A 13387-nucleotide genomic window follows, 5' to 3' on the forward strand; every position below is an offset into this window, starting at 1 on the left:
GGAACACGAGCGTCGCGCCAGCCCCCGGCGTAAAGCCGTAGTTCATGTACGGGCTCCGATAGCGGCTCGCTTCGGAGAACAGCGCGAGATCGGCGAACATCCCGAGCGACCAGCCGGCGCCGATCCCGTGACCCTGCATCGCGGCAATCACGGGAATCGCACAATCGAGCGGCAGCCGGAACAGCGGGTTGTCGGTGAAACGCGCGCGCCCGCTGTGGATGGCGATCAGCGTGTCGCGCGTGCCGCCCGCAGAGAAATACTGGTCGTAGCCGGTCAGCACGACGATCTTGTACGCACGACTCGCGGCGATATATTCGAACGCTCGCATCAGGTCACGCGACAGCGCGTCGGAGAACATGTTCCTCGCGTCGCGATCGGCCATCGTGATTTCGAGCACGCCATCCGGGTGCGCGATTGCCGTGACGACGTCGGAGCCGAGCGCGACAGGACCGAGCGGTGCGCTTTGCGCGGCGTCGGCTTGCGCGCGCTCGGGCAGCGCAGCCTCAGCCGGCCGCACCGGGAGTTCCGGTGCGGCTTCGTCCGGTTCGCCCCCCTTCAACGCGGCCAGCGCATCGCCCGGCCACGCAGCCAGCGCGTCCGCGAGCTCGAGCGCGTCCGCAAGCGCGCGTTCGCGAGCCGTGACCCACGCCGCACCGAACGATTGCTGTAGCGACGCGCCCGTCTGTTCGTCGCTCGCCATCAGCCACTTCATCGACGCGGTATCGAAATGGCGTGCGAAAGCACCGACCGCGCGGCTGGCAAGCACCGGATCAGCGAGCAGACCGTCCACCGAATAGCGGCCGTCGTCCGCGTAGAGGCACAGGTCGGCGCCTAGCGCGGTAAACCATGCCGCGCCCGACGCGCCGCGATCCAGTACCGCAATGAGCGGTTGCGCGAATGCGCGCAGCGCTTCGTGCAGCGCGAGCACGGCTGTGAGGTCGCGATCGGACGCGCCGAGCGGCGCGAAATCCGGATGCTCGCTCGCGAGCACGATGCAGCGCGGCGCGGCCGCGGTCGCCGCCGAGGCGAGCGCCGCTCGCACCTGTGCAAGCTCTACCGCGAGCGCGTGAGGGTCGAACTCGCGGTGAGCGGCACATAACGTGATGGTCAGCGCACCCGGCGCGTCGTGCTGTAGGCGCAATTGCGTGAACGCGGCGGTATCGGGCGGCGCGATCGATGCCGCATCCGCGCTCGGCGTCATGGACCGCGTCTGCACCGCCGCATGCAGCGTCTCGACCGCGCCGAGCATTGACCGCGCGAGTTCCTGTTTCAGGAGCCGCAGCGCGAGCCGTGACTTGCCGGCGAGATCGACCGCGAACGCCTGCGCAAGCGCCTCGACGTCGCCGGCCGCCGCCAGTTGCCCGCCCCAACCCATCTGGCGCAACCGCGAACCGCTGACGAGCGGGTCCAGATACAGCAGACCCGCCGCACAGCGGCGGCCGAAGCGCTTATCGAACAGGGCGCGAATCTGGTTCGGGAACAGCTGCGCGTCGGGCATCGTGAACCCGTAACGCGCTGCTTCGCCGCAGATCATGAAATCGCACAGCGCGCCGACGAGGAAACCCGCGCCGCGCGCGTCGCCGCGCATCGCCGCGATCGTCGGATACGGGAACGCGGCCAGTGCGCGGTAAAGCCCCAGCGCGATTGCGTCCGCGTGCGCATCGCGGGCGCCGCTCAGGAAGACATCGCCGCCCTTCAGCATCAGCACCTTCAGGTCCGATGCCGCCTCGGCCGCGCGCAGCGCGGCCAGCAATGATTCGATGCACTGCGGCGCGAGTTCCGACGTGTCGAGCTCAATTGTGTAGACGCCGTCGCCGTCATCGAACAGTTTGACCTGTGCGTGGTTTGCGTTCGGACCGAAATACGCGTCCGCGCCCGCATGGCCCGGCGCGAAGACCGGCTTGCGCAATACCTCGGTGGCGACCGAAGTCGACGCGAACACAGCCGGCGCACTCAACGTCACGCCGCGCGATCGGGAAAGGGAAGCCTGCGTGATGGTGGTCTGCGCGATGCCGGCAGGTGCTGCGGCGGCAATCGGCACCCGCCTGCGAACCGCCGGCGCGGGTGCAGCCGGAACGCGCAGCACCACAGCGGACGAGCGCGACTGCGCAACGCTTGCGGCCACCGGATAGCGCAACCCGCGCAATTGCAGGCAAGGATTGCCGTCGCGGTCACACAGATCGATATCGAACGCACTGTCGAATGCGCCCTGAACGTCGGCCGTTGGCCGTATCCAGGCGAATTCCGGCTGCACGCCCGGCAGCACGATCCGGGCAGTGGCGAGCGCGCTCGGCTGCGCCTGCGTATCGGCGAGCGCTGCCGCCACCCGCAAGGCATCGGCGACGAGCGCTGGATGCAGCACATAGTCCGCCCGGCCAGCATCCATCTCGACCGGCAGTTGAAGAGGGACGAGCGCTTGCGCTTCATCGGCGGCGGCGCGCAGCGCGGCGAGATCGAGCCGCGCCGGTGCCGCTACGTGGACCCACGCCGCCTCGCCTTGGCAATGCACGGTTTCGTCGTCGGCGCCGGTGCGATGAATCTCGAAGCGCGCCGCGTCGCCGTGCTGGTCGAACAGAGCGATTGCGAGCGAGTGCGCGTCTGTGGCGACCCCGGGTCGCGCCCACGCGATGCCGCGCAGTTCGATCACGCCCGCCGTTCGCGACCCAGGCAGAGACGCATCGAACGCCGCGCGCGCCATCTCCACCGTCGCGGCGGCCGACAATGCACGCGCGCCCGGCTCGCCCGTCAGGAAAAATTCATCGCCGTCGAAGCTCGACGTGAAGCGCTGGCCGTCGAAGTCCGAGGTGTTCCGCTGCAACAGCGGATGCGAGGCACGCCTGCCGACCTGCACCGCATGGCGGCGAAGCGTAGCCGCATCGGCTGCGACGTCGAACCAGTACCGCTGCCGCGCGAACGGATAGGCCGGCAAACTGATCAACGCCGGTGCCACACGGTACAGGCGGCGCCAGTCGATGGGGTGGCCCGCGACCCACGCATCGAGCACGCGCGCGAGCTCGTTGTCGCCCATGTCCGGGCCGGCTTGCGATGCGCTTGCCGTGGCCGGGATGGTCGGCGCGCCGCGCACGGTGCCACGATGGACACTGACACCGCCTGTCCCATCCGCGGCACCGTCGACAAACGCCTGGAGCCGCTCGCGCAGCGTCTCCAACGAGTTCGCGAGCACCCCGACGCGCTCGGCCATCGCCTCGCGCCCGACCTGCAGCGTGTACGCAACCGACGCGAGCGATACGCTCGAAGCCGGGTCGCGCAGCATCGCTAGCAGGTCGCGCGCCTTCTCCTTCAACTGCTCGGGCGTGCGCGCGGACAGCGGCACAAGAACCGTCGCCGGCGTTTGTGCCACCGCCTGCGGCGCGACATATTCCTCGACGATCAAATGCGCGTTCGAGCCGCCCGCGCCGAACGACGAGATGCCCGCGATGCGCGGCAGCGCGCGTCCGTCGACGACGGGTGCGTCCCAGCCGCGCAGCGCCTGATTCACGACGAACGGCGTCGCGTCGAAATCGATGTGTTGATTCAGCGTCGACGAATGCAGCGACGGCACGAGCTGGCGGTGCCTCATCTGCAGCAACACCTTGGTCAGCCCGGCAATGCCGGCAGCCGCCTCGCCGTGGCCGATGTTCGATTTCACCGAGCCGATCGCACAGAACGCGGTGTCGGCAGTCCGCTCGCGGAACACGCCGGTCAGCGCGGCGACCTCGATCGGATCGCCGAGCTTCGTGCCGGTGCCATGCGCCTCGATGTAGCTCACGTGGCGCGGATCGACACCGGCATCGTCGAACGCGTCGCGAATCGCGTTCGCCTGCGCATGCGGATTCGGCACCGTGTAGCCGTTGGTCTTGCCTCCGTGGCTCAGCGCCGTGCCGCGGATGACCGCGTAGATGCGGTCGCCGTCGCGCGTGGCGTCGGCGAGCCGCTTCAGCACGACGACGCCGACGCCCTCGCCCGGGATATAGCCGTCGCCGCCCTCGCCGAAGCTCTGGCAATGGCCGTCGCCGGAAATAAACTGGCCGGCACTCAGCATCAGATACTTGTTCGGATGGATCGTCACGTTGACGCCGCCGGCGAGCGCGAGCGCCGTGCGCCCGAGCCGCAGGTCCTGACACGCGACGTGGATCGCGGTCAGCGACGACGAGCACATCGTGTCGACGACCATGCTCGGCCCATGCAGGTTCAGGAAGTACGAGACGCGGTTCGCGATACTCGCCGGATTGCTCGCGAAGCCGGCGCGCCGGCCGGCGAGGCTCGCCTCGGCGCCGAGCAACTGGTACTCGTTGTACATCGCACCCGCGTAGACGCCGACTCGGCCCGGCAGGCCGTCGCCGTGCGGAATCTGCAGCTGCGCGCGCGTGTAGCCGGCGTCCTCGATCGCATGCCACGCATGCTCGAGGAACAGCCTTTCCTGCGGATCGAGCCTTTGCGCCTCAATCGGGGAGACGTTGAAGAAACGCGCGTCGAACCTGTCGACGTCCTCGATGAAGCCGCCCCACTTGCTGTAGTGCGCGCCCGGCTGCGAGCGGTCCTCGCTGTAGTAGTCGCGCCAGTTCCAGCGGTCTTCCGGCACTTCGACGATGCAGTCGCGGCCGTCACGCAGCACGTCCCAGAACGCATCGATCGAGCGTGCGCCCGGATAGCGGCCGCTCACGCCCACGATCGCGATCGCGTCGCCCGGCGCGCCGCGCCCGGATCGCACGGCTGCCCGGTTCGCGCGCAGGCTCGTCACGTGTGCAGCGGTGGTCTTCGCGCGCGCTGAGGCGGTGGCGTCGCCCGGCGCGGTGCTCGCTCCGGGCGTGGATGCGGCGAACAGCGCCGCGAGCGTGGCGCCGTGCGCACGAACGAAATACGCGGCTAGATCGCCGAGGTTCAGATATTCGAAGAACAGCGTCTTCGACAGCGGACCGAAGGTCTTTTCGAGGATCCGCGTCAGGTCGAGCGCAACGATCGAGTCGATCCCGTAGTCCTCGAGCGCCGCACCCGGCTCGACGCGTTCGGCGGGCAGTTTCAGCCGCGCGGCGAGTTGCGCGCCCAGCCAGGCCTCGGTGCGCTTCGCGAACGCTTCCGGCGTCTCGGGCGAGGCGGCGGAGGTCACGGAACAAGTGTCCGGCGTGTCCGCGGTGTTCGATGCCGGCGTTGCTTCAGCTGCGCCGAGCCCGCCCGCTGCCGGCGCCGCGCATCCGAGCGCACGCCGCATCGCGGCCGGTTCGCCTTCCATCACGAGCGTCTGGTCCGGACCACCGGCGAGAATGCGTTCGAACATCCGCAGGCCGGTCGCGCTGCTCATCGGCCGGATGCCGGTGGTGCGCTCGAGCTGCGCGCGGCCGTCGGCGTCGAGCTGCATACCGCCGTCGCGCCACAGCGGCCAGCGAATCGTCAAGGTGCGGCCCCGGCATTGGCCCGCTGCGACGAGCGCATTGCGATACGCGGCGAAACGGTCCATGAAGCCGTTGGCAGCCGCGTAGTCGCCCTGCCCAAGATTGCCGAGCGCCGACGACAGCGACGAGAACAGCACGACGAAATCCGGATCCGCGTCGCTGAGCGCTTCGTGCAGGTTGAGCGTGCCGGCGACCTTCGGCGCCAGCACCGCGCGAAACGTGTCGACGGGCTTGTTGAGCAGGAACGCGTCACCGGTCATGCCGGCGCAGTGGAATACGCCGTCGATGCGGCCGTGATCGCGCAGGATGCCCGAGACCGCGCCACGCACCTGTTCGGCATCGTCGAGCAACATCTGCCGGTAAACGGGCTCGCCGCCGGATGCGCGCAATTCGGCGAACAGCGCGTTCGCGCGTTCGGCTACCGCCTCGTCATCCTGCGGCGCGCGTCCGGTCACGACGATGCGCGCACTCGCCGCACGCCGTGCGATATCGTGCGCGAACAACGCACCCAGGCCGCCGAGGCCGCCCGTGATCACATAAACGCCGCCCGCGCGGTACGGCCCGCCGGCGCCGAACGGATCGGACTGCGCAGCTTGCCGTGCATCGTCGAGCAGCCGCCATTGCGCGACGCGCCGTGCGCTGCCGGTGCGGTCGATCAACGTCTGATCTGGCGCATTCGCATCCTCGGCGAGCCATGCGGCGAGCGTCGCGCCGTCCGTCGTACCGTCAGCGAAAATCAGTTGTGCGGCGAGCAGCGGATTCTCGGCACGCGTGGTTTTCAGCAGACCGGAGAGTCCGGCGAAAAGCCGATTGTCTGCCGAAGCCGGCACGACGAACTGAACCAGGGTGTCCGACGCTGGCTTGTCGCGCAGCATCGATTGCAGCACCCCGAAAACGTCAAGCGAAAGTTGCGTATAGCGCGCCGCGATGTCGACGCCTTCGAGCATCGGCAAATGCGTCGTCGCGACCGGCGCGCCGGCCGATGCCGGCAACGACGCGAACGCGGCCGTATCGACTTGCGGCAATCCGCACAGCACGATCCGCCGTTCTTGGCCCGACGTCGTCCGCGCGTCGCCGTGCGCGGCCGCCGCTTCCCAGGTTTCGGTCGCGAGCAGCACGTCGTGCGGTGCACTCGCGAATCCGCGTGCCGCGAAACCACGCAACTGGACGCACACCTTGCCGTCGAGGTCACACAGATCGATGTCGAGTTTCGCCAGGCGTCCATGCGCGGGCCGCTGCCCCGCAAAACGCACGCGCACCTCGATATCTGCCGGGCACGCAGCCAGCAGGCGGACGGCATCCAGCGCGAACGGCACGACCGGCTGGCCCGGCGGATCACCGAGATCGACGAGCAACGCGGTCGCGGTCTGCAGGGCACCGTCGAGCAAGCCCGGATGCAGCCCGAACTCCTGCGCGCCGGCCCGTACCGAGTCCGGCAGCGAGACACGAGCGCGGGCGGCGCCGTCGCCGATCGACAACGTGCGAATCACACGAAACGCCGGACCGTAACGGAGTCCCATCGACGCAAACACGGCATAGACGCGCTCTGCGCCCCAGACTTCCGCGGCCGCTTCGTCGACGGCGGGCAACGCGTCGCCCGTCTCATCACTCCAACCGATGTGCCCTTGGCAAAACACGGCCGAATCGGCGCCGAATACTTCGAACGCGATATCGTCGCGCCCCGGGATCAGCGCGATGTCGACACGGGTCGGCGCGCTCACCTCGAGCGGCTGCAGCCAGACGATATCGCGCAGTGCGGCCACACGGCCCGCTTGCGGGACGTGACCTGAGCGCTCGAAGGCGGCGCGCGCGATTTCCAGATACGCGGCGCCCGGCAGGATACGGCGCGCGGTCGCAGCGCCGTTGCCGTCGTCGGGCGTCACCAGCAGGTGATCGCGCAGGAAGATCTCATCGCCACCGAACATCGAGCTGTAGCGATGCTCGTGCAGGTCCGACGTATTCCCGTGCAGCAGCGGGTGAAGCATCGAGCTCGCGGGCGCCACCGGCATCTCATCGATCCAGCAGCGTTCCTTCGCGAACACGTAGGTCGGCAGGCTCACGCGCCGCGTCTTCGCATCGCGCGGACGCTCGCGCCAGTCGACCGTCTCGCCGGCGGTCCAGGCCGCGGCGAGCGCGCCCGTTTGATCGTTTGCGTCCGGGGCCGCGATCTCGCCGCGCTCGACATACGCAAGCAGCGCGCCGCGCAATTGCTCGACCGATTTGACGACGAACGCGGCACGGCACGCCATCGCCTCGCGACCGGTCTGCAACGTAAACGCGATATCGGCAATGTCGAGCGCTGCGCCGGCGTGTTCGAGGAACCCGGCGAGCCGCGCCGCGTAAGCGCGAAGGCTATCGAGCGTGCGAGCCGACAGCGGCACGAGCACCGGCCGACTGGAGCGCTTCGCGCGCACGCGCTTTTGCTGCGGATACTGTTCGAGCACGACGAACGCATTCGTGCCGCCGACGCCGAGGCTGTTCACGCCGGCACGGCGCGGTGCGTTGTCCGACTGCCACGTCACCAGTTCGCTGTCGATCCGGAACGGCGTGTTCTCGAAACGGATGCGCGGATTCGGCGCCGTGTAGTGAGTCGCGGGTGGAATCACGCCGTGCTTGACCGCGAGCGCGGCCTTGATCAGGCCAATCACGCCGGCGGCGGCCTCGGCATGGCCGACGTTGGCCTTCACCGCGCCGAGCACACAGAAGCCGCGGCGATCGGTGTCTTCGCGGAACGCAGCCGACAGTGCCTTCACCTCCTCCGGGTCGCCCATCGCGGTGCCGGTGCCGTGCGCCTCGACGAAGCCTAACGAGCCGGCATCGACGCCGGCGTTCGCGAGCGCCGCGCGGACGCAGGCGATCTGGCCTCTCGCGCTGCTCGCCGTGTAGCTCATCTTGCCCTTGCCGTCGTTGCCGATCGCCGAGCCCTTGATCACCGCGTAGATATGGTCGCCGTCGCGTTCGGCTTCCTCGAGCCGCTTCAGCAGCACGAGTCCCAGCCCGCTGCCGAACACGACGCCGTCGGCGGCCACGTCGAACGGCCGCAGCCGGCCGCTGCGCGAGAAGATGTAGCCCTCGCGGTACACATAGCCATGCTCGTGCGGCACACGCACGGTGACGCCTCCCGCGAGCGCCATCTCACACTCGCCGTTCAGGAGGCTCGTCCGCGCGAGATGCAGCGCCACAAGCGAGGTCGAGCACGCGGTCTGCACCGTTACGCTCGGCCCCGTCAGGTTCAGCTTGTACGACAGGATGGTCGCGAGAAAATCCTTGTCGTTGCCGATGTGGGTCGCCCCAGCGGTGATACGATCGAAACGCGCGTGGCGGTTCACGAAGTTCGCGAAATAGCTGCTCGTCACGCCGCCCGCGCCGGCGAACACGCCGATCCGCTGCGGCCCGGCGCCCGCGTAACCTGCGTCCTCGAGGGTCTCCCACGCGCACTGCAGCATCAGCCGCATCTGCGGATCCATCAGTTCTGCTTCGAGTGGCGAGACCTTGAAGAAGGCAGGATCGAAACGGTCGACGTCGTTCAGCGCCGCGGCCACCTTCACGTAGTCCGGGTTGGCCAGTTCGTCGTCGCGCACGCCGGCGCCACGCAGCGCGTCGCTAGAGAGCGTACGCAGCCCGTCGCGGCCCGCGCACAGGTTGTCCCAGAAACCAGACACGCTGTCGGCGCCCGGGAACTTGCCGGCCATACCGATCAACGCAACGTTTTGATCCTTCATAGTCATCTGCTCAATCTCGTAGTGGGATGGTCCTGCTGTCCGGCTCTCAGCGGACCGGCTTTGCGAAGCACACGTAGACGCTGCACAAATCGCCGACGGTGCGGATGTCGGTGATCATCACGTCCTCGTGCGAGAACGGGTCGACGCCGAGTTCTTCCTCGAGCATCGCGATCAGCGCCGCGACGGCGAGCGACTTGAAGCCGAGCCCTTCGACGATCTCGGTCGAATCGGTCAGCGGCGGCAGGCTCAGCCCGCGCTGCACGGCGATCGCACGGATCGCGTTCACGATCGTGTCCTTTACTGCCTCGTTCATAGGTTCTCCAGTCAGGCCGATAGATCGGCGGCCTCAGGTAGTCAGGCCGCCGTCGACGACAACGGTCTGGCCGGTTACGAAACGCGCTGCGTCCGACAGCAGGAACGCGACGACAGCGGACACGTCGTCGACGGTGCCGAGCCGCCCGAGCGGCGTCTGCCGCACGAGTCGGCCCTTCTGCTGCTCGCTAAGGCCCGCGACCATCTCGGTTTCCATGAAGCCCGGCGCGACCGAATTCACGCGGATGCCAAGCGAGCCCAGTTCTTTCGCGAGGCTGCGAGTCAGGCCGTCGAGCGCGGCCTTGGTCGCGCTGTACACACCGACGCCCTTGTAGCCGCGCACGCCAACCACCGACGAGATGTTCACGATCACGCCGGAGCCGCCCACCATCATCTGTTTCACGCACTGCTGCGCGAGGCTAACCGCGCCGCCGAGATTGATAGCCAGCATCCGCGACACGTCGCTGCCCTTCATCATCGTCAGCAATCCTTCGTGCGCGATGCCCGCGCTGTTCACGAGATAGCCGACGCGGCCGAAGCGCGCGCGCACGCGCTGCAGGTAGCTTGCGAGCGACGCGTCGTCGGCGACGTCGAGCGGCTCCCAGTAGAGGCGCCCGTCGTGCGCGCCGCAGGCGCGCTCCAACGCGGCGCTCTGCCGGCGGCTGAAGGTGGCGACGCGGTAGCCCTCGGCCAGCAGCGTTTCGCAGATGGCGAGGCCAAGGCCGCGGCTTCCGCCGCTGACAACGGCCACCCGTGTGCTCGTATTACTCATGGTCAGGTTTCGCTCGGTTGGGGAGATTGCGGATCGCCGGATGCGGCCATGGCCGGCGTCGCGGCGGCTTCCTTGCGGATCTTCTTGAAGCGCGAGCCCACAAGGCTGTCGCGTTCAGCGATCGTGATGTGGCCCGGCACCTTGTACGGGCTCAGTTGGGCCACGCACTGCGAGGTGATGCGGCGCCGGAACTCGGCCGGATCCTCGTCGCGCTCGAGCACGAACTCGGCCCAGATCATCTGGCCGACGACCGGGCTGCGCTTGCGCCGCACGATCACGTCGCGGACGTTGTCGAGCGTCAGCAGGAAGCTCTCGATCTCGGCCGGAAACACCTTTTCGCCGGCGACGTTGATCACCTCGGAGTCGCGGCCGAGAATCCGGTAGTACTCGCCGTCGGTCTCGACGCGGTCGCCGGTGTCGTACCAGCCGTCTGCGTCGAACGGGCTCGGCGCATTCAGGTAGCCGAGCATCGCCTGCTCGCTACGGATCCACAGCACGCCGTCGCGCACCTGCACCTCGAACCCGGCGCCGCCCAGCTTGAGCCACGGCGACGACGAATCCTTCGATCGGGTCGACAGGATGCCGAGTTCGGAAAGCCCGTAGGTCTGCTTTAGCGTCACGTCCGGAAACACCTGGTGCAGGCTCGCAAGCGTCGACGCCGGCATCACCTCGGTGCCGTAGGTGATCGTGCGCAACGACGACAGGTCGTGCTCGAGGTAGACGCGCGACATCAGCAGCATCGTCAGGAACGACGGCGTCGTCGGCAGCAGCTCTACCGCGTGGGCGGCGATGCACGCGCAGATGTCGCGCGCGTTGCGCGACGCACAGGTGACGATCGTGCCGCCGTTGAGCAGCACTGCGAACAGCGTATTGATGCCGCCGATATGGTCAAGCTTCAGGAACAGCAGCGTGCGGAACGCGTGCCGCACGCGGTCGCGGTACTTGCGCGTGATCCGCTCGAAATCGAGCAGCACGGCTTTGCCCTTCCCGGTGCTGCCCGACGTGAAGATCACGAATCCGGCGCGGCCAGCCTCGACGAGCGGCGCGAGAAGTGGATGCGGCTCGCCGGGCGCGGACAACGTCACGCAGCGCGTCGTCTCCGGCGCAATCGGCCCCGACGCGGCGACGGCGATCATGCGCGTCGCGCTGGTCGTCGTCAGCCGCTCGTCGAACAGCGTCCTGTCGTCTTCGGACAGCGGCGCGACGATGCACCCCGCCTCGATGAGCGCCATCAGCAGCGCGACCGCATCGATGTGGTAGTCGGCGACGAGCCCGACGCGTTCACCAGGCACGATGCCCCAGCGGTCGAGTGCGGCGCGCCAGCGCGCGATCCGCGCGGCCAGTTCCGCGTATGTAACGCCCGAGGCCGCCTCATCGCCGGCGTGCTGCGAACCCGTCTGGCCGACCGCGGCCTGCCGTGTCCCGAATTGTTCGAATCGTTCGGTGATCCAGCCCATCGAATGTCTCTCCGTGTGCGCGAACGCGTCGCGCGACGCCAGCCGCGCGGTTACCCGTCAGTGCGCGGCAAAACCGCTATCGTCAATGAAATCCAGATGTGCGCTGCGATAGCGCCGGTCGCGCAACTTCGCCGGGTTCGCGACGCTCACCTCGTTGAAGAGCTGCGCCGGTGCGCCGAGATTGAGCAGCAGTTGCGGAAACGCACCGCCCATCGCCATGTCGTAGACCATCTCTTCCTGGATCGAGCCGTCCGGCAGCGGCGAATAGCGCCAGACGTTGTTCAGGTGTTCGATGCGTACGCAGCAGTCGTCGGGTGGCAGCCGGTTCGGCATCGCGAGCGTTTCGAGCGTGACGGCTTTCGTCTTCGGGTCCTGGGTGATCTGGTTCTGCACCAGGATCTCGCGCGGCGAGAGCGGCCCCGGCATCGCGATCGTCCACATCACGATGTTCGTATGCGTGCGCGGATCCCACGGCTGCACGATGCGCAAGCTCAGGCAGCCGGTGACCCATTTCGAGCAGTCCTGCTGGACGCTCTCGTCGAGCACGGGCGCGAGGTGGGTGCCGATGCTGAATTCGCTCGACTTCGAGACAACGCGCACCTTGAGTGCCTCGAGGCCCGGCGTCTTCATCGTGTAGACCTGCACGCCGTCCTTGTCGATCTTCAGCTGCCACTGGTTCGAGCCGCTCAGGAGCCAGAGCCAGTTCGCGATCGAGACGAGCGTGACGATCGCGAGTATGACGATCGCGATCCACCTGAACGTGCGCCCTCGCCGCGAGCGCTTCGCGGGATACGGCGCCGCGGCCGCCGCGGGTTTGGCCTCTGGGTTCACGCGAGGCATGTTCATGTTTCTCTCCGTTCCAGTGGTTCGTGTCGTTGCGGTCTGCCGCGCGGCGCTTCTCGCCCGCGCGGCGTTGGTCTTCAAGGCTTCGCGGGCACCGGGCCCGGCCCTTCCGCAAGAAATGCGAGATGCGCGTTGCGATAGCGCGGCTGGCGCAGCAGCTTCGGAATGTCCGTGGACAGCAGCTCGTACACGATGTCAGGCGCGTGCAGGTTCTGTAGCAGCTGCGGGAAAGCGCCGCCCATGTCGAGGTCGTAGGTCACCTCGACCTCGATCAGGCCGTCCGACAGCGGCGTGTAGCGCCAGATGTTGTGCAGGTGCTCGAGGCGCACGCAGCAGTCATCGGGCGGCAGCGCGTTCGGCACCGCGATGTTCTCGAGCGTGACGACGTGTGTCTGCGGCTCCTGATGCAACTGCCCTTGCAGCAGCATTTCGCGCGGCGCAAACGGCGGGAACAGCGACACGGTCCACAGCGTGGTGTTGCGCTGCGTCTGCGCATCCCAGTGTTTCAGGATCCGGTAGCCAAGGCAGCCGGTCACCCACTTCGCGCAGTCGGTCGGATTCTGGATGCTCTCGTCGAGCAGCGGCGCGATATGGTTGCTGAGGCTGAATTCGGGGAATCGCTTCACGCCGCGCACCTTCAGCACAGCCGAGCCCGGCGTCTTCATCGTGTAGACCTGCACACCGTCCTTGTCGGTCTTCAGTTCCCACTTGTTCGAGCCGCTCAGGAGCCACAGCCAGTTCGCGATCGTGACAAGCGTGACGAGCGCCGTCACACCGAGTCCGACGCGCGCGACGAGTCGCCACAGCCAGGCGCGGCGGGCCGGCTGGGCCTTGCTGGCCGCGTCGACGACCGGCTTCGTTTTCGTACCCAAGACCTGCATGTTGTGTCCT

Annotated in this window: 6 protein-coding genes (1 of these 6 cut by a window edge); all 6 read right to left on the reverse strand. The window is 67.9% G+C overall.

The window, feature by feature from the left end; translation table 11 throughout:
* Positions 1–9118 carry the 5' portion of an SDR family NAD(P)-dependent oxidoreductase gene (locus tag HV796_RS25775; protein WP_175229327.1) on the reverse strand. The gene continues 7151 nt to the left of window position 1, outside the view, so only the first 9118 of its 16269 coding nucleotides appear in the window; the start codon lies at positions 9116–9118; the stop codon falls past the left edge of the window.
* 40 nt (positions 9119–9158) lie between these two features.
* Positions 9159–9425, reverse strand: a complete 267-nt coding sequence (locus HV796_RS25780) for an acyl carrier protein (RefSeq protein ID WP_175229328.1) — start codon at positions 9423–9425, stop codon at positions 9159–9161.
* Between the two features lie 33 nt (positions 9426–9458).
* Complete coding sequence (locus HV796_RS25785) at positions 9459–10196, reverse strand: SDR family NAD(P)-dependent oxidoreductase (RefSeq protein WP_175229329.1); 738 nt, start codon at positions 10194–10196, stop codon at positions 9459–9461.
* Positions 10197–10198: 2 nt separating this feature from the next.
* A complete protein-coding gene (locus HV796_RS25790; RefSeq protein ID WP_175229330.1) occupies positions 10199–11653 on the reverse strand; it encodes a long-chain fatty acid--CoA ligase in 1455 nt (484 codons plus the stop codon).
* A gap of 57 nt (positions 11654–11710) precedes the next feature.
* Positions 11711–12499 carry an SRPBCC family protein gene (locus HV796_RS25795; RefSeq protein ID WP_175229331.1) on the reverse strand — a complete coding sequence of 263 codons (789 nt, stop codon included), beginning with the start codon at positions 12497–12499 and terminating at the stop codon, positions 11711–11713.
* Between the two features lie 74 nt (positions 12500–12573).
* Positions 12574–13377 carry a hypothetical protein gene (locus HV796_RS25800; protein WP_175229332.1) on the reverse strand — a complete coding sequence of 268 codons (804 nt, stop codon included), beginning with the start codon at positions 13375–13377 and terminating at the stop codon, positions 12574–12576.
* Between the last annotated feature and the right edge of the window lie 10 nt (positions 13378–13387).

It is taken from the genome of Paraburkholderia humisilvae, from assembly GCF_902859855.1.
Lineage (GTDB): Bacteria > Pseudomonadota > Gammaproteobacteria > Burkholderiales > Burkholderiaceae > Paraburkholderia > Paraburkholderia humisilvae.